12 protein-coding genes are annotated in these 18,162 nt (G+C 72.6%); 7 read left to right on the forward strand and 5 right to left on the reverse strand.

The annotated features are described in order from the left end of the window. Positions 1 to 77: 77 nt before the first annotated feature. Genes JOD64_RS04130 through JOD64_RS04145 form a run of 4 tightly spaced genes read left to right on the forward strand, consistent with a single transcriptional unit; the run spans position 78 to position 7,308 of the window. The gene (locus tag JOD64_RS04130) at positions 78 to 2,705 is read left to right on the forward strand and encodes a fibronectin type III domain-containing protein (RefSeq protein ID WP_204940981.1); all 2,628 of its coding nucleotides are present in this window, start codon (positions 78 to 80) and stop codon (positions 2,703 to 2,705) included. 27 nt (positions 2,706 to 2,732) lie between these two features. Continuing rightward, positions 2,733 to 3,728, forward strand: coding sequence for an AAA family ATPase (locus JOD64_RS04135; RefSeq protein ID WP_204940982.1), 996 nt, complete (start codon positions 2,733 to 2,735; stop codon positions 3,726 to 3,728). A gap of 14 nt (positions 3,729 to 3,742) precedes the next feature. Continuing rightward, entirely contained in the window at positions 3,743 to 4,930 is a 1,188-nt protein-coding gene (locus JOD64_RS04140) for a DUF58 domain-containing protein (protein WP_204940983.1), read from the forward strand. Continuing rightward, the gene (locus tag JOD64_RS04145) at positions 4,924 to 7,308 is read left to right on the forward strand and encodes a transglutaminaseTgpA domain-containing protein (RefSeq protein ID WP_307813229.1); all 2,385 of its coding nucleotides are present in this window, start codon (positions 4,924 to 4,926) and stop codon (positions 7,306 to 7,308) included. The genes JOD64_RS04140 and JOD64_RS04145 overlap by 7 nt, the downstream gene beginning before the upstream one ends. 82 nt (positions 7,309 to 7,390) lie before the next feature. On the opposite strand, the gene JOD64_RS04150 is transcribed toward JOD64_RS04145, so the two are convergent. Continuing rightward, positions 7,391 to 8,182 (reverse strand): SDR family oxidoreductase, encoded by a 792-nt coding sequence (locus tag JOD64_RS04150; RefSeq protein ID WP_204940985.1) that lies wholly within the window; start codon positions 8,180 to 8,182, stop codon positions 7,391 to 7,393. Continuing rightward, on the reverse strand, positions 8,179 to 9,162 hold the full coding sequence (locus JOD64_RS04155; protein WP_204940986.1) for an LLM class F420-dependent oxidoreductase: 984 nt from the start codon (positions 9,160 to 9,162) through the stop codon (positions 8,179 to 8,181). Before JOD64_RS04155 ends, JOD64_RS04150 begins: the two co-directional genes overlap by 4 nt. A 254-nt stretch (positions 9,163 to 9,416) precedes the next feature. On the opposite strand from JOD64_RS04155, the gene JOD64_RS04160 reads away from it, so the two are divergent. After that, positions 9,417 to 10,280, forward strand: coding sequence for a DUF1028 domain-containing protein (locus JOD64_RS04160; protein WP_204940987.1), 864 nt, complete (start codon positions 9,417 to 9,419; stop codon positions 10,278 to 10,280). Between the two features lie 32 nt (positions 10,281 to 10,312). On the opposite strand, the gene JOD64_RS04165 is transcribed toward JOD64_RS04160, so the two are convergent. Beyond that, positions 10,313 to 11,011: a maleylpyruvate isomerase N-terminal domain-containing protein gene (locus tag JOD64_RS04165; RefSeq protein ID WP_204940988.1), complete on the reverse strand. Its 699-nt coding sequence runs from the start codon at positions 11,009 to 11,011 to the stop codon at positions 10,313 to 10,315. Between the two features lie 23 nt (positions 11,012 to 11,034). Next, positions 11,035 to 11,922, reverse strand: coding sequence for a phosphatase PAP2 family protein (locus JOD64_RS04170; protein WP_204940989.1), 888 nt, complete (start codon positions 11,920 to 11,922; stop codon positions 11,035 to 11,037). A gap of 139 nt (positions 11,923 to 12,061) precedes the next feature. Between JOD64_RS04170 and JOD64_RS04175 the strand changes: the two genes are divergently transcribed. Continuing rightward, complete coding sequence (locus tag JOD64_RS04175; protein WP_204945883.1) at positions 12,062 to 12,739, forward strand: DUF3159 domain-containing protein; 678 nt, start codon at positions 12,062 to 12,064, stop codon at positions 12,737 to 12,739. A 315-nt stretch (positions 12,740 to 13,054) separates the two neighbouring features. Here the strand turns inward: JOD64_RS04175 and JOD64_RS04180 are convergent, their stop codons facing one another. After that, complete coding sequence (locus JOD64_RS04180; RefSeq protein ID WP_204945884.1) at positions 13,055 to 15,952, reverse strand: glycoside hydrolase family 48 protein; 2,898 nt, start codon at positions 15,950 to 15,952, stop codon at positions 13,055 to 13,057. Positions 15,953 to 16,803: 851 nt separating this feature from the next. Here JOD64_RS04180 and JOD64_RS04185 point away from each other — a divergent pair. Then, positions 16,804 to 18,147, forward strand: coding sequence for a GH1 family beta-glucosidase (locus JOD64_RS04185; protein ID WP_204940990.1), 1,344 nt, complete (start codon positions 16,804 to 16,806; stop codon positions 18,145 to 18,147). Positions 18,148 to 18,162 lie beyond the last annotated feature (15 nt).

Consider the following 18,162-nt stretch of genomic DNA (forward strand, 5'->3'; position numbering starts at 1 on the left):
ATATGATGGCACCCGGCTCAGGGGAGGGGTCGCCGCGAGGCGCGCCACCTGCCACGACTCAGGGGAGGCAGCCGGCTGTGGCCAGCATCGACGACGCCGTACGGACCGACGCCCCCCGCCCCCGGTCCCGGCTTCGGGGCGGGCTGGTGACCGTTGGCACGGTGACCGCGCTGCTGGCCGCCATGGGGTTGACCGTCCTCGGGCTCGGCGCAGCCGACAACGCGGTGGCGAATTACGACGCGAGTTCCTGGCTCTGGAGCGCGGCGCGCAGCGAGTTGGCCCGGGTCAACGGGGTCACCGCCCGGGTGGACACCCGCACCGAGATTCCCAACGCCCGTCAGCACCCGATGCAGATCGCCCAGACCGACCGGCTGCTGATCCTGCGTGACCTGCAGACGGGGCAGATCAGCTCATTGGACCTGGCGACCCTGCAGCTCAGCGCGACCACCAAGACCACCCCTGGCCTGGGCGTGAGTGTCGCCCTGCACGAGGATTCGGCGTTCGTCGTCGACGCCGTGCAGGGCATCGTGCGGCAGCTCGACCCGCGGTCGCTGACGCCGGTCGGCGAGCCGGTGCGCTATCCGCCGGGCATCACCGGCGGCACCTTCGACGGTAAGGGTCGGCTCTGGATCGCGGTGCCCAGCGAGGGCACCGTTTCGGCGATCACCGCCGCCACGTTGCCGTCCGCGCCGGCCTCGGCCGCGCCCGCCGGGGCGGGGCTCAGCCCGAAGCGTGTCGAGGCGTACGACGTCGCCGAGGCCAGCCACGAGCTGGTGGTCTCCACCCTGGACGACGGTGTTGCGGTGCTCGACCGCACGGCCGGGAAGCTGGTGCGGGTGCAGCGGGGCGAGGTTCATCCGACGCCGTTGACGCTGTCCGGTCCGGCGGCGCTGCCCGCGCGCACCAGCGGGCAGCGGGTCCCGGTCACCGTGCCCGCCGAGCGGCGGGTGCTGGTGGTGGGTGACGGTGGTGAGGAGCGGGCGTTCACGGTGCCGGGTGAGGGCGACCGGCTCAGCCCGGCGGTGGCCTGGGCGGATCGCTTCTACTGCGCCGACGAGGCCACCGGCACGATCTACGCGTTCGATGCGGGCGGTCAGCTGGTCGAGACCATCCGCGGGCGGGCGAACGGGCCGATGGAGCTGGAAGTACGCGAGAATCACCTGTTCATCAACTCCCCGGACGCGGCGACCGCTCGGGTGGTGGACGACAAGCACCAGGTGCGCGAGGTCAACAAGTACGCCAACGACGTGCTCGGCGGCGACCCGCCACCGGTTGCCCCGCCGCCGCCCCCGCCGAAGAAGCCCCGGGTGGGCAAGCCGAGCGCGCCCCGCAGCGTCACCGCCGCGGCCGGCAACGCTCAGGCGCGGGTGAGCTGGCGGCCGGCCGCCGCCAACGGTGCCGAGATCATCAAGTACGTGGTGGAGGGCGCCGGTCAGCGCCTGGAGGTGGGTGCCAACCAGCGTGCGGTGGAAGTCAAGGGTCTGACCAACGGCGAGACGTACCGGTTCGCGGTGCACGCCGTCAACGCCAAGGGCGACGGTCCGTCGCGCAACAGCAACCCGGTGACCCCGACCGCGGCGGTGCCCGACCCGCCGGCCAGCGTCACCGCCCAGGAGCGGCCCGACGGCACGGTGCTGGTGAAATGGCCGGCGGCGAACGGGCAGGGCAACACCATCGCGAGGTACGCGGTCACGGCCAGTTCCGCGGGGGCGAACGCGCCGGCCGGTGAGTCGACGAAGACGGAGCTGGTCGTGCCCGCCGGTGAGTTGGAGTTCGGCACCCAGTACGCGTTCACCGTGGTGGCGGTCAACGCCAAGGGCGCCGGGTCGGCGGCGTCGCCGATCAGCAACACGGTGGTGCCCTTCGCGGCGCCCGGTCGGCCGCTCGACCTGAGTGCCGGCACGGTCGCCAACCAGCCGGGTGCGGTCACGGTGCAGTGGTCGCCGGCCGAGGCGAACGGCCGCCCGGTGACGAAGTACCTGGTGGACGTTGGTGGGCGCGTCAGCGAGGTGGCCGACACCCGCACCACCGTCACCGGGTTGGGCAACGGCCAGAACGTCACGGTGAAGGTGAAGGCGGTCAACGAGGCAGGGCCCGGCCCGGAGGCGACCGCCACCGCACGGACGGTCGCCGAACCTCGGGTCACGGTGACCGGCTCGTCGGCGACGGCCACCTCGGCGACGGTGACGTTCACCGTGGACGCTGGTGGAGGTCAGGCCACCTGCTCGGTGAGCACGCCGGGGAAGCCGGCGAAGGCCGGGGCGTGCTCCAGCATCACGGTGCCGGGCCTGACGCCGGGCACGAAGTACACGTTCACGGTGACGGCTACCAACGCCGCCGGTAACGGCACAGCGACGAAGGCGCAGGAAACGCCCCCGCTGTACGGGATCGCGACCTGCAACAACGGGCCGGACGGCGACCAGCGGACCTACTGCAACGAGGAAGTCGACGGCCGCAACGGTAACGAGGTCTTCAAGGTCACCCGGCAGGACAACGACCAGCAGGCTGGCTGGGCGAAGCCCGGTACCCGGCTGCAGGCGTACTGCAAGAAGGCCGGTGAGGACGTCGACTCCTGGATCTACAACAATCAGAAGCGCAGCACCTGGTGGGTGCAGGTCGACTTCAAGGGTGGTAAGAACTACATCCCTTGGGCCTGGCTCAACCTGGAGGGCGGCGACAACATCAACGTCCTGCCCACCTGCTGAAACACCAGGCGAGGAGCACCACCGACCGTGAACACCCACGAGCCGCTCACCCAGCCGGAGGTGCAGGGCTTCGCCGCCCTCGCCGCCCGGCTGGCCGAGAACATCAACGCGGTGGTGCTCGGCAAGCCGCAGGTGGTTCGGCTGGCGTTGACCGCGCTCTTCGCGCAGGGTCACGTGCTTCTGGAGGACGTGCCCGGAGTCGGTAAGACGACCCTGGCGCGGGCCATCGCCGCCACGGTGAAGGGCGAGTGGCGGCGCATCCAGTTCACGCCCGACCTGCTCCCCTCGGACGTGTCCGGGGTGACGATCTTCAACCAGGCGACCAGGGACTTCGAGTTCCACCCGGGGCCGGTCTTCGCCAACATCGTCATCGCCGACGAGATCAACCGGGCGTCGCCGAAAACCCAGTCGGCGTTGCTGGAGGTCATGGAGGAACGCACCGTCACCGTGGACGGGGTCCGGCATCCGGTGCCGTCGCCGTTCCTGGTGGTGGCCACGCAGAACCCGGTCGAGATGGACGGCACCTACCGGCTGCCCGAGGCGCAACTGGACCGTTTCCTGGTCAAGCTGTCCGTCGGTTACCCGGACGAGGCGGTCGAGGTGGAGGTGCTGCGCGGCGCGACGGTGCGCTCCCCGGAGGCACTCACCCCGGTGACCGACACCGCCACCGTCGGGGAGATGGTCCGGATGGCCCGCCGGGTGCACATCGCCGAGCCGCTCTACGCGTACGCGGTCCGGCTGGCCGCCGCCACCCGCACCCACCCGCACGTGCGGGTCGGAGTCAGTCCCCGAGGTGTGATCGCGTTGACGCGTGCCGCGTGCGCGTACGCGCTGATCGACGGGCGGGGCTGGATCATGCCGGAGGATCTGAAGGCGCTCGCTGAGGCGGTGTTCGCGCATCGGCTGCTGCTCACCCCGGACGCCCAGGTGCGCGGGATGACCGCCGCGGAGGTGCTGCGCCAGGCCATCGCCTCGGTGCCGGTGCCCCTGCCGTCGGGGCAGCCCGCTCCGGTGCAGGGCTGACCGGCAGCACCGGCATGGGGATCACCGCCCGCGGGGTCGGGCTGCTCGTCGCCGCCGTCGTGCTGTTGGGGGCGGGTTTCCGGTTCGCGTACCCCGAGTTGACGCTGCTTGGCGCGGCAGCCGGAGCGGCCGTCGCCTATGCCGCTCTGGTCGCGGCCTGGCGGCCCCGGCTGACGGTGACCCGCCGCGCCGACCCGGACCGGGTGGCACGCGGCGAGCCGGCGAGCATGACGTTGACCGTGCGCAACACCGGCCGGCTGCGGTCGGCGAACCTGCTGGCCGAGGACCGGTGCGGGGAGCGCACCGTGCCGGTGCCGGTGTTGCGCCTGCGGCCCGGTCGGGACACTGAGGTCCGCTACGACGTGCCGACCCATCGTCGCGGGGTGGTGCCGGTCGGGCCGCTGCGGGTGACTCGCCGCGACCCGCTGGGGTTGGTGGCGTTGGCCCGCCCGTACGGTGCGGCGGTGCCGGTCTGGGTGCACCCCCGCATCCATCCGCTGGCGGCGGTGCCCCGCGGCTCGGGGCGCAGCCTCGACGGTCGGGTGGACGGGGTGCCCCACGGGTCGATCACGTTCGACTCGCTGCGCGAGTACGTGGTCGGTGACGAGCTGCGTCGGGTGCACTGGCGGACCAGTGCCCGGGTGGGTGAGCTGATGGTGCGCGAAAACGTGGACACCAGCCTGCCGCGTCTGGTCGTACTGCTGGACAACCGTGCCGCCGGGCACCCGGAGCGGGTGGCGGGGGTGGCCGAGTCGTTCGAGTCGGCCTGCGAGGCGGCGGCGTCGATCGTCACCGCCGCACACCGCGCGGACCTGCCCGTGTTGTTGCTGTTGGCCGCCGCGCAGCCGGACACCGCAGCCGAGGCGGGCACGCCCGGCGGGGACGCGGACGTCGGGCCGGTTCTCGGGCCGCTGGACCGGCTCGCTGCCGCCGAACTGTCCGCCGACGACGGCGCGGTACGCGCGGCAACCACCCGGCTGCGCCAGGACCGGCTCGGTGACACGCTGATCTTCCTGACCGGGCCTGGTGGCCGGGACGAGCTGGGACACGTCGGGGCGCTGCGCGGGGCGTACCCGTCGGTGGTGGTGGGGGTGTTCGGCGCGGCCGAGCCGACGCCGCCGGGCACGGCCGGTCTGGTGGTGGTCGACGCGGCGGACGGCGCGCAGTTCGCCGCCGAGTGGGACGGGGTACGCCGGTGGTGACGGGCGCCGTGCGGGTGCTGCGGGCGGCGATCGTCCCGCTGGCGCTGATCGGGTTGACCGCGCTCGCCGGGGTGGTGCTCGGCCGGGTGTACGCGGGTGACCTGCTGACCTGGCTGGTCATCGGCGCGGCGGTCGGTTCGGTGCTGGTCAGCGTGGCCGCCCGGCGGCTGCCGTCCTGGCTGGTGGCACCGGTGTCGGTCGCCGCGATGGCCGGCTGGACACTCTGGTCGCTGCGGCTGGCCGCCGCTCACGCCGAGCTTCCCGGCGGCCTGCTGGAGATCACTGCGGACGCCGCTCGCAACGGCATTCCTCGGCTGCTCACCGCGATGATCCCGGTGGAGCCCACACCGGACACGGTGCTGGTGCCCGTCGTCGCCGCCTGGCTGACCGGGCTGGCCGGTGCGGAGGTGGCGCTGCGCGCCGGCCGGGTGCTGCTGGGCTACCTGCCGGCGGCGGGGCTCTACGCCGCCGCCCTCTACGTGGTCGGCCCGAATGCCGCCCCGGCGGTCGGGGCGACGCTGGCGTTCGTCACGGTCGCGGCGGTCGGCCTGGCAGCCCCCGCCAGGACGACACCGGCCGGCGGGGATCCGACCGCCGAGCTGGCTCCCCGGGTACGCGCGGCGGTGCGGCTCCGGCTGGCCACCAGCGCGGCGCTCGGGGTGGCCCTGGTGGTCGGGCTGGTCGCACTGCTCGGCCCGGTCCTCGCCGACCAGGTCGACGGTCGGCCGGTGGACCCGCGCCGGTACGTGGAACCACCGCAGGTGCAGACGCTCGACGAGAACCCGTTGATCCGGATCTCGGGCTGGGCGTTGCATCCGGAGCAGAAACTTCTCGATGTGAGCACGGAGCGTGCCGCTGCCCAGGCCGGCGACACCGCACCGAGCGCAGAGCCGGCCACCGAGGACAGGCCGGCGGCGAACGACACGGGCGGCGCGAGCGTCCGGATCCGGTTGGCGGTGCTCAGCGACTACGACGGGGTGACCTGGCGGGTCGGCGCGACGTACCGCAACGCCGGGCGGATCCTGCCGGCTGCCACAGCGCCGCGCGACAGCACGGTGCGGACGGTCCGCCAGCAGGTCACCGTGGCGGAGTTGAGCGGGCGGCTCCTGCCCGCCGTGGCGACACCCCGGGAGGTCAGCGGGGCGCGGGTGGCGTACGACCAGGCGAGCGGGACGTTGATCAGGCCGGAGGGGTTGACGCCGGGCCTGCGGTACGCGGTGACCTCTGCCGAGGAGCACCCGGACTCGAACCTGTTGGCGACGGCGAACGTACCGGCCGGTGAGGAGGTGGCCCGGGTACTGCGGGTCGCCGACGGGGTGCCCGACCCGATGCGTCGGCTGGCCGCGCAGCTCGCCGAGGAGAACGGCGCCCCGTACGCCCGGGCTCTGGCGATCGAGCAGTTCCTGTCCGAGCACTATCGGGTGGTGGCGGACGCGCCCAGCGGGCACGCGTACCCGAATCTGGGTTTCTTTCTTTACGGACCTCGGAACGGCGGCGGGCAGGAGGGCACCTCGGAGCAGTTCGCGGCGGCGTTCGCGGTGCTCGGCCGGCTGTCCGGGCTGCCGACCCGGGTGGTGGTGGGTTTCCGTGCTCGCGGGCAGGGGCCGGTGCTGGCCGGTGACGCGTTCGCCTGGCCGGAGGTGCTCTTCGACGGGTTGGGTTGGGTGTCGTTCGACCCGCTGCCTCGCCCGAACGAGGAGCCGAGGCCGGTGGAGGAGGATTTCCGCCCGACGCCGGAGGATCCGCCGCCGTCGGAGGCACCGGAGCCCACCGTGGAGCCGAGCGCGTCGCCGGAGCCGGTGGCCGCCCCCGCGGGGCCGCCCGGCCGTGACGGTGTGTCCACTCCGGTGCTCGTCGCCGGGGGCAGCGGTGGCCTGTTGCTGCTGGTAGGGGCGCTGCTGCTCACCCTGTTGGCGATGCGCCGCTCGCTCACCCGCGCCCGGCTCGGTTGGGGTGACCCCGGTCAGCGCATCGCTGGCGCCTGGCGGGAGGTCACCGACGCGCTGCGGCTGGCCGGCCGACCGGTCGGTGACGACCTGGCGGCAACCGAGGTGGCCGGGCACGCCCGCCAGGCCCTCGCCGAGGCCCGAGCCCGCCGAGCCGGCAGCGACACCGACAGCAGTGGTGGTGGTGATGCCGCCGCGGGTGCGGACGTCGGCGGCGTCGACGAGTTGGCGGAGCTGCTGAATCGGGTGGGCTTCGCCCCGGATGCGGCTACGCCGGACCAGGCGACCCGGGCCGCCGAGGCGGCCAGCGTCTACGTGGCCACCCTGCGGGCAGCGCGCCCCTGGTGGCGCCGCGTGCTCTGGTCAACCAACCCAACCCCCCTACGCCAAGCCCACCACTCCCCCCACCACCCCAAGCGGCCCCAGCGGTGATCAAGAGGTTTGCGTCAATCCGAGCCCGGATCCTGACGCAACCTCTTGATCACCCGCCGAGGGTGCGGGGGTGGGGTGGTTGTTAGGGGGTCAGGCGGCGGATGAGTTTGCGCATGCCGGCCTGCCAGCCGTCCGGGTCCTCGGCGCGGCGGCGCGCGTAGTCGGCGACCTCCGGGTGCGGCAGGATCAGGAAACGCTCCTCGGCCAGCCCGGCGATGGCCGCGTCGGCGACCTGGTCCGGGGTGAGCACCGCACCGGACGCGGCGACCACCCGGGCGCCGAGGTGGCCCTCGGCGATCCCGTCGGCGAGCATCGGGGTGTCCACGCCCTGGGGGCAGAGCGCGCTGACCCGGATGCCCCGGTCCCGGTAGGTGATGGCCAGCCACTCGGCGAACCCCACCGAGGCGTGCTTCGTCGCGGTGTACGCGGCGTCACCCACCGCGGTCAGCACACCCGCCGCCGAGCAGGTGTGCAGCAGGTGGCCGCCGCCCCGTGCGAGCATTCCGGGCAGCACCGCCCGGGCCGAGTAGACGTGGGCGAGCACGTTGACCCGCCACGCTCGGTCCCAGCCGGTGTCGTCGACCTCCACTCCCCCGCCGGTGGTCACGCCCGCGTTGGCGCAGAACAGGTCGATTCGGCCGTACCGTTCCTCGGTGTCGGCGACCAGCGCGCGGACCTGCTCCTCGTCGGTGACGTCGAGTGCGATGGCGTGCGCGACCGGGCCGATGCTCTCGGCCACCGCGTCCGCCGCTTCGGCGTTCAGGTCGGCGACCACGATGGCGGCGGCACCCTCGGCGGCGAAGCGACGCGACAGCGCGGCCCCGATGCCGCCGCCGGCACCGGTGACCACCACGATCCGGTCGGTGAGGTTCACGCGGACGCTCCTGTGGGGTCGGCGCCCAGTTGGGCGATGAGGGTGAGCAGCGCGGTCGTGCCGCCGGCGGTCACCTCCGGGGTGGGCAGCAGCGCGAGCACCGGCACATCCACGCCGGCGTCGGCATAGCGGCGCACCTCGGCGCGGCACCGCTGGGGTGAGCCGTGCAGCACCAGGGCGTCGACCACGTCGTCCGGCACTGCCGCGCTGGCGCCGCGCCGGTCTCCGGCGGCCCAGGCCTCCCACATCGGCGCCAGGGCTTTGTCGCGGCCGAGCCAGCGGTGGAACTCGGCGTACGCTCCGACGGTGAGGTAGCTGGTGATGAGCCGGCGGCCCAACGCGCGGGCGTAGGTGGCGTCCTCGGTGGGGCAGACGAAGATTCGGGCGGCGACCTCGAAGCCGGCACGCCGCTCGCCCAGCTCGGCGAGGGCGCGCGGCACGTCGTCGGCGCTGAGCCAGTTGAGGATGACCCCGTCGGCCTCCGCGCCGGCCAGCCGGAGCATCCGCGGGCGCAGCGCGGCGAGCAGGATCGGTGGCGGCACCGCTGGTGGTCGTTCCAGCGTGAACCGGCGCACGGTGAACGTGTCGTAGGCCTCGTCGACGGTCTCCCCATGCAGCGCGGCGCGCAGGAAACGCAGCATGTCGCGGGTCCGCCGGAACGGCTCGTGGAACGGCACGGAGTTCCAGTCCTGCACGAGCACCGGTGAGGACGCGCCGATGCCGAGCGAGAACCGGCCCGGCGCGGCCTCGGCCAACGCCGCCGCGCTCATCGCCAGCAGCCCCGGGCCCCGGGTGAAGACCGGCGTGATCGCGGTGCCCAGCCGCAGCCGGGGCTGCCACGCCGCGGCGAGCGCCAGCGGGGTGAACGCGTCGGTCCCGGCGACCTCGGACGACCAGACGTCGGTGAACCCGGCCCGGTCGAGGGCCGCGTAGCCGGCGTCATGGTCGGTCAATGCGAGGCCACCGAGCGGTACCGTCATGCCCCATCGATTCGTCACCGATCGATCGTGCCCGTTGACGGGGCACACGAGCAAGATCCCCGTACTGGGCAGAATCGCCGGTTTCCGGCCCTGCCCAGCACCGACGGTGCTACGACTTCGAGGATGTCGGCGACCGTGAACGCGCGTGCCGAGATCGCCGGGCGCACGGTGCCCCACCGGAGGCCGCCGCGCCGCCCTTCTGATCCATCGGAGTACGACGATGTCATGCCGACCCGGCCGGATAGGCTCAGCGGGTGACCTTCTCGCTCGTCGCCCGCTCCGCCGACGGCCGCCTGCATGGCGTCGCCGTCGCCAGCAAGTTCCTCGCCGCCGGTGCGCTGGTGCCGGCCGCCGCCGCCGAGGTCGGCGCACTGGCCACCCAGGCGCACGTCAACCTCGCCTACCGCCCGCAGGGCCTCACCCTGCTGCGTACCGGGGTGGCCGCCGCCGACGTGGTGGCCGGGCTGGTCGCCGCCGACCCCGAGCGGGAGCACCGCCAGCTCGGCGTGGTGGGGGTCAGCGGTTCGGGCGCCAGTTGGACCGGGCCGGCCTGCCATCCGTGGGCGGGCGGGCGGACCGGCGACGGCTGGGCCGCGCAGGGCAACGTGCTCACCGGCCCGGAGGTCGTCGACGCACTGGGTGACGCCTGGCTGGCCGGGTCGGCGCTGCCGTTCGCCGAGCGGCTCGTCGCCGCGCTGCGGGCCGGCGACGAGGCCGGCGGCGACCGGCGGGGCCGGCAGAGCGCCGGCCTGCTGGTGGTCCAGCGTGGCGGAGGGTACGCCGGCGGCAGCGATGTGCTGGTGGATCTTCGGGTGGACGACCACCCGGACCCGGTCGCCGAGTTGAGTCGGCTGCTCACCGTGCACACGATGCTGTTCAGCCGACCTGACCCGGCCACCCTGCTCGACCTGAGCGGCGCGGTCGCCGAGGAGGTGGCCGCCCTGCTCGGCGCGCTGGGCCATTCGGTGGCGGACGACGGGACCGAGGCGGCGTTGATCTCCTGGGCCGGGCTGGAGAACCTGGAGGAGCGGCTCGTGCCGGGGCGGATCGACCCGGTGGTGTTGACGCACCTGCGCGGCGTCGCCCCGCACGTCCCCGCCCCCCGCTCCGCGAGCTGACCCGCCCAGGCCGGTGCCGGCCGCGACCAGGGTCAGCGGCCGAAGGCAAGCCAGCGGAAGCCGGCGGCGTCGATCGCGGCCTGTTCGGGGGCGGTCAACGCCGCTCGGCCGGTGGTCTTGCGGATCAGGGTCAGCTCGTCCCAGCGCAGCCCGGCCGGTGTCGGCTCGCCGCCGGTGAGCAGGTCGGCGATCACCGCAGACGCCTGCGGGGTGAGCCATGGCGGCCGGCCCAGCGCGGCGGCCAGGTCCAGACCGTGCACACCCACCTCGACGACCCGGGTCCGCAGGAACTCGGTGAGGAGCATCGCGTCGCCGTGCCGGGTGCGTACCACCCGATCGGTCGGCGCGGCGGCGATCGCCGCGTCGGTGGTCCGCCAGGCCCGGTCCAACTCGGTCGCCAGCGCTGCTCGGTCCACCTGTAGCGCGTCCTGCCGGCCACCGGCGATCCGGTCGGCGTCCACCTGCGCGGTGAACTTCGCCCTGCCGAAGTAGCCCGCGGCGTCCACCTCAGGGCGTGGCGGGGCCGGCGCGGCGAGCATGTCGGCCAGCCGGCCCACTCCGGTGCGGATGTGGGCGATCAACTCCCGGACAGTCCACGGCGGGCAGTCGGTGGGTCGGTCGAGGTCGGCGTCGACCAACTCGGCCAGGATCTCGGTGAGCTGCGCGCACTCGGCGGAGAACGCTACGCGGACGGGGTCCCTCAGGCTGCGGGCATCCAGGCTCTCGATCATCCGACGACCCTACTGCTGCTCGCTCAGCCCTTGACCCTGGGCACCAGCCGGTGCACGACGGTGAGCACCAACGCCATCACCACCGCCATCGTGCCGGCGATGCCGGCGGCGCTGCCCGCGTACCCGATGAACAGTGGTCGGCGGGCGAGGTCGTCCGGCCCGGTGTCGCGCAGGTCGACCAGCCAGGCCAGTGCCAGTCCGCAGGCGACCAGGGCAAGCACACCGCCGACGCCGAGCACCAGCGCCGCGATGCGGTGCGCGTCGCCGGGGGCGACCTCGGCCTGCTCCCGCTGGGTGATCAGCAGGACCAGCCCGGCCATCGCCGCCCAGACACCCACCACCAGGTACGCGGCGACCGCGTCGCTGGGCCGGTGCCAGCCGGCGGAGAGGGTGGCGACTCCGGCGACGGCGGCGTAGCCGGCGGCGAGGAAGGCACCGACCGCCCGCACCTTGGCCGGCAGCACGAGCACCAGCGCGACGGCCACCGACGCGGCCACCGTGGTGTGCCCGCTGGGCAGGCTGTTGCCCACGGCGACGCGCTCCGGGTCGAGGCCGTAGTCGGGCCGGGTCAGGCCGTGCTTCAGCAACTGGGTCGAGAGGTTCGCTCCGGCGATCAGCAGGGTCGCGGTGATGGCCAGGGCGATCCGTCCCCGGATCAGCGCGATGAACCCGATCATCGCGGTGGCGGCCAGCAGGGAGACCACCGACATCGCGTTGAGGATCCGGTTGACGGGGCCGTCGATGGTGTCCTGCCCGATCCGGTTGCCGGTGAGCGCCACCGTGTCCACCCACTGGCCGATCCCGGTGTGCACGGCCACCCGCCACACGGCGACGAAGGCGGCCGCCTGGACGAGGGCCAGTACGACCAACCAGACCGCGGTCCAACCCCGTGCCGTCGCGCGCATCCGCACACGGTAGCGGCCGCTGGTGGCCGGACGAGCGGTGGCCCGCCGCCCGTCAACGGTTAGGTTGTGCAGAGGCGAGGAGGCGGTGGTGGGCGGATTCCCGGAACGCGACAGCGGTCACGCCAAACCCGAACCGGACCAGCGGGTGCCCGCCGAGCCGGGGCCTGGAGCGCGGGCGCGGACCGAGTCGCTGGCGGAGCTGCTGGGCGGGCGGGGCGGTGCCATCGACGCCACCCTGCCGCCGCTGGCGTTCGCGGCCGGTTGGCTGCTGGGCGGCGAGTCGCTCTGGGGCGGGGTCGGCGCGGCGCTGGCCGTGGGCGCGGCGGTGGCCGGCGTACGGCTGTCCCGCGGTGATCGGCCGCGTTCGGTGCTGATCGGTCTGTTGGCCGTCTGCGTCGCGGCGCTGATCGCGGTGCGCACCGGCCGGGCCGAGGACTTCTTTCTCATTCAGGTGCTCTCCAACGCGGCCAGCGCACTCGCCTGGGCGGTCAGCATCATCGTGCGCTGGCCACTACTCGGTGTGTTGGTCGGCGCGGTGCTGGGGCAGCGCACCCGGTGGCGGCGTGACCGGGCGTTGAGGCGCGCGTACGGCCGGGCCAGTTGGGTGTGGACGGCGACGTACGTGCTGCGGCTCGCGGTGTTCGTGCCGTTGTACCTCAGTGGGCAGGTGCTCGCACTGGTGGTGGCCCGGGTGGCCCTGACCTGGCCGCTGGTCGCCGCGGCGCTGGCACTGAGCTGGGTGGTGCTGCGGCGGTCGTTGCCGGACGGGCACCCGGGTCTGCGTCATCCGGTCACTGAGGACCCGGCCGCGGCGCCTCGCTGACCCGGGCGAATCCGGGTGGTGGCGGGCAAAAAAGTGGAGAGGCCGCCACGGGGGGAGCGGCCTCTCCGGTGACGTACGTTACTCCGTCGCGGACTTCAGCGTGATCCCGTGACGGCCCGAATTTCTGGGCTTTTTCGCGGTTGGCTCCAGTCCGGGCGGTGGGGTGGGCCAGCCGATCCGCTGCGTCGGCCAGATGGCCGGCCCACCCCGGCCTGACCGTGGGTGTCAGGCCGTCCGCCGACCAGGGTCCGTCGTTCCCCGGACCCGGGCCGGACCCCGGGGTGGGCGGTCCACGCCGCCCGCCCCGGGTCGCTGTCAGCCGTTCGGGAACAGGCTGCCGTAGTCGGCGTACGCCATGGCGACGTCCGCCTGTGCCCAGAATCGGTGGTAGTTGAAGCTGGGCTCCGCACCACCGTTCAGGTACGCCTGCACCTTGGGCCAGTCCGGGTCGTTCTTGTAGAAGGACCGGATGTCGAGGAAGCTCTTGCCGGCGGCGATGGCGTCGCCGTTCGGCATCTTCCCGGTCCAGCCCGACGGGACGTAGAGGCCCTGCCCGGTGGACGCGTTGTAGACGTCGTCGAAGCGCCGGTAGTCGCCGCGCTTTTCGGTGGTGGAGACACCCTTGGCGTCGCTGGCGGCGGTGAGCGCGTCGAGCAGCCCCTTGGCGGTGTTCTTGGCCGCCAGGTTGCCCGACTTGGCCGCGTACGCGATCAGGGTCCGGGCGTAGGCGGCGGTGACGCCGACGTCCTGGCCCTTGGTGGTGACCTCGACGTGCAGGTTGGTGTTGGGCTGCGGGCTGGAGGGGTTCCAGGTGGTCGGCTGACCGGTCCACGCCATGTCCGACGGGATCGACCAGTTGGTGCCGAGGGTGGTGTTGGCGATCGCCCAGGGCACCCACTTGTCCAGCAGCGCCTTCGCTTTCGCGTTGCCGGTCTGCAGGTACAGCTCGGCGATCCGCTGCATCGACCAGGCCTGCATGCCGAACCATTGGTTCGACGGCGGGTCGTTGTAGACCGGGTCGACGTCGTAGAACATGCCGTAGAAGGTGCTGGTGCCGGCCGGTGGCTGGGCGTAGCTGCCGTCCCAGCTGTTGGTGGCGCCACCGGCGATGCCGCCCTCGGAGGACTGCAGCCAGGTGTAGAACTCCAGCTGCCGTTCGAAGCTCTTGGTCCAGTCGGCGACCGCGGTCGACGACTGCGGCTTGAGCTCCGGGGTGTTGGTCAGCGCCCAGGCCGCGAACGGGTTCTGGTAGCCGAAGTGGTTGTGGCTGGAGCCGATCCGCCAGGACCAGTTCTGGCTGGCGTCGTAGGCGCCACCCCAGGCGTAGTACCAGGACAGGAGGTAGTGCGCCGAGTCCTTGCCGCTGCCGGCGGGGCAGGTGCTGGCCCCGACGCAGTTGCCGATCTTCTTGAAGTACTTGTCGAACATCGCGTACCGCAGGTAGTCACCCATCTTGGCGGCCTTGGCCACGGTGGCGGCGACGTCGGCCTGCTTGTTCTGCGCCTTGGCCCAGGTCAGCGCCCAGTACGCGGCCTGCACGGCGCGGGCGTCGGCGTCCGGGGCGTTGGTGTACTTCCACTGCTTGGCGGGGGCGCCGGTGTCCTTGACGAACAGGTCGAGGTAGCCGTACTGACCGCCGTGCTTGAAGGTGTCGCAGGACGGCTGCGGGACGGTCTCCCACACCGACTCCTGGGTGCCCCGCTGGAAGGTGTTGATGTAGGCCGGCTTGGTGGTGCCGTCACCGCAGCGGCCGAAGCCGTAGGTGTTGTCGACGTCCATCAGCCAGTGCATGCCGTAGATGTCGCCGGTGCCGTAGGTGGACTGCAACTCCGCGCGGAGCGGGTCCTGCCCGACCGAGATGTTCGGGTTCAGCGCCGAGGGGTACTGGCTGGGCAGGTTGTACTCCGCGGCGTACTGCGGGGTGCCGGCGGAGCCCGCGGTGGGCTGGTCGGCGTGCGTCGGGATGATGTACTTCTCCATCACCGTCCAGGCATTGTTGAACGGCGCCCAGTTCTGGGTGACCCGTCCGTAGTTCGCCTCCAGCCAGAGCCAGAAGCTGAACGCCTCCGAGGTGGTCTCGTGCCCGTGGTCGGGCGCCTCGACGATCAGCGTCTCCACCGAGTGGTACGGCACGCCCTCGGGGCTGAAGTAGCCCGAGTTCTTGATCTTGCCGTACTGCTCGAGGAACTTCGCCAGGTAGGCGTTGTCGCCGCCGGGGGTGTCGTTGTCGATCTCGGTGGCGGTGACCGCCAGCGAGGCGAGACCGGTGGCGGAGGCGGTGATGGTGGCGGCGCCGCCGGCGGTGTCGGTGTCCTCCGCCGCGGCGAGGGTGACGGTGATCCCGGTGTTCCAGTTGCTCGGCGTCAGCGTGGCGGTGGCCGGCGAGACCGTGACGTCGGTGTCGCCGGTGCGGGCGAGGGTGACCGGCACGTTGGCCGTCGGCGCGGCGCTGAGCTTCAGGTTGAAGGTGGCGGTGCCACCCTCGGTGACGCTCACCGCGGACGGCGTGGCGACCAGCGTCGGGCCGCTTGCGGCGGTGACCGTGAACGCCTTCTCGTCGACCCCGATGCCGTTGGCGTTGTCGTACGCCTTGGCCTGCACGGTGTAGCTGCCGGCCGGCAGGTCCTCCTGCGTGTAGGCGTACGGAGCGGAGGTGTCGGTGTTGATCAGCAGGCCGTTGCGGTAGAACTCGACCTTGCTGATCGTCCCGTCCGGATCGCTGGCGGTGGCGGTCAGCGGCACGTCGGCCGGCGCGGTGAACGGCCCGGTCGGCAGGCCGAGGGAGACCGTCGGCGGCTGGTTGGCCGGGGTGCCGTTGCAGGGGGTGCCGTTGAGGGTGAACGAGGTCGGCTTCGGGTTGCTGCCCGAGTGGGCGCCGTTGAAGCCGATGGTGGTGGAGGCCCCGGTGCCAAGGTTGCCGTTGTACGACTCGTTGGTCGCGGTGACCTCGCTGCCGGACTGGCTGAACTTGGCCGACCAGCCCTGGGTGACCCGCTGGCTGCTGTTCGGGAAGGTCCACTTGAGCGTCCAGCTGCTGACCGCGTCACCCAGGTTCTTGATGGTGACGTTCGCGGTGAAGCCGGTGTTCCAGTCGTTGGTCGCGTAGACCACGTCGCAGGCGGGTGCGGCCTGTGCGGCGCCGGCGGGCAGGGTCACCCCGCCGATGGCGAGCACGGCGGCAGCGATCATCGCCACTCGACGGCGTCGTGCCAGTTGTCTCATGTGCGCGGTGTCTCCTCGGACCAGGCCGGGACGGTCCCCGGCGAGGCGCCTGCCCGCGAGGGTGGTGGTCCGCGGGAGATTCGAGGCGCCGGGAAGGTGGTCTCCCCCGGGCCCGGCCGGGGTAGGGCGGTGCGGCCCGCACGGGAGGGGGTCCCGCCGGCTGCGATGGGGTGACCGTGACCGGAAGTGGTGCTGCCGGCTGCCCTCGGTGGACCCGCGCTCACGCGATGTGGCTCCTGTCGCGTTGAATCGACAGTCTGCCATGGAAGCGCTCCCACAACAAGCGCACAGGGCGCCGGATCGACTCCTTGTTTCGATCTCGTTTTGGGTCTTTCACAAAGGCGTGACGGGCGTTACAGTCGCAACATCGGTCGATGGGAGCGCTTCCATCGACAATGTTCCAACAAGAAGATCACTGGGACCGTCCCTGACGGACCCGGTGAACCAGCCCGAGGGCCGACGACGGGCCAGCCCGGACGCCGTCGTCAGCCATCGTCCCGCCCCACGGAGGGAGGTGGAACCAGAGCCACTCGCGTGGCCCGGCTCCCGCGCGACACGCACGGCAGGACCCAAATTCCGCCCGTGTGTGTGCAGTTACGGTGGGGACGGGGGTTGCCCTCCCCCGTCCCCACACTAAACCCCCGTACACGATGGGAAAAGAGGCCGACGGGACAGGCGCGCCGCGCCGCCCGGCGGCCTCGTTCGCTGTCCGGGGCCCCCAACAGCCTCGACCCGCCATCGCCGGCCGCCATGACGGCCAGGTGACCGGGCCGGCCACTCCTGGCCTATCCTGGGAGCGCTCCCGAATCTCGGCGGTGGCCCCGTATCCACGAGGAGAATCCATGTCGATACCTACTGGGCCCGCCGGCCCGCTGCGCTTCCCCGACAACTTCGGCTGGGGCGCGGCCACCTCCGCGTACCAGATCGAGGGCGCCGCCAAGGAGGACGGGCGCGGCGAGTCCGTCTGGGACACCTTCAGCCGCGTCCCAGGGCGCATCCGCAACGGCGACACGGGCGACGTGGCCGCCGACCACTACCACCGGTACGCCGAGGACCTCGACCTCATGCGCGACCTCGGGTTGCGCAGCTACCGCTTCTCCATCTCCTGGCCACGCATCCAGCCCGACGGCACCGGCGCGCCCAACCAACGCGGGCTCGACTTCTACCGCCGACTCCTCGACGGCCTGCACGAACGCGGGATCGCCCCGATGGCCACCCTGTTCCACTGGGACCTCCCCCAGGCGCTGCAGGACGCCGACGGCTGGGAATCACGCGACACCGCCTACCGCTTCGCCGACTACGCCGACCTGGTCTTCCACGCCCTCGGTGACCGGGTGCCGGCCTGGCTCACCATCAACGAGCCCAAGACCGTCGTGCAGAACGGCTACCTCACCGGCCACCACGCCCCCGGCCGGCAGGACCCGGACGCCGCCTACCTGGTCGCCCACCACCTGCAGCTCGCGCACGGGCTCGCCGTCGGCGCGCTGCGCGCCAGCGGCAATGACAGCCGGATCGGCCCCGCACTCAACCTGCACCCCTGCTACCCCGCCGACGACTCCCCGCAGGCCGCCGCGGCCGCCCGCCTCTACGACAGCTACGAGAACCGCCTCTACCTGGACTCCCTGCTCAGGGGCAGCTACCCGCAGGATCTGCTGGCCGACCTGGGCCCGCAGAGCCGGATGGTCCAGGGCGTCCGAGACGGCGACCTGGCGATCATCTCCGCGCCGATCGACCTGCTGGCCGTGCAGTACTACACGCCGATCTACGTCACCGCCGACGGCGGCACCGAGCGGCGCTGGACGACCACCGAGGCCGAATGGCAGCAGATCTACCCCCAGGGGATGTACGACCTCCTGACCCGGGTCACCCGCGACTACGGCCCGATCCCACTCACCATCACCGAGAACGGCCTGCCCACGCCGGACACCCTGGCCGCGGACGACACCGTCCACGACGCGGGTCGGATCAGTTTCCTGCGCGACCACCTCACCGCCGTGCACCAGGCCATCGCCGCCGGGGTGCCGTTGGAGAGCTTCCACGTCTGGTCCCTGCTGGACAACTTCGAGTGGGACGCGGGCTACGACCAGCGCTGGGGACTGGTCTACGTGGACTACCCGACCCAGCGGCGGGTGCTCAAGAGCAGCGCCACCTGGTACCGCTCCGTCATCACCGACGGCGGCTTCTGAACGGGCCGCCACCCG

Origin of the sequence: Micromonospora luteifusca, assembly GCF_016907275.1 — a bacterium.
Lineage (GTDB): Bacteria > Actinomycetota > Actinomycetes > Mycobacteriales > Micromonosporaceae > Micromonospora > Micromonospora luteifusca.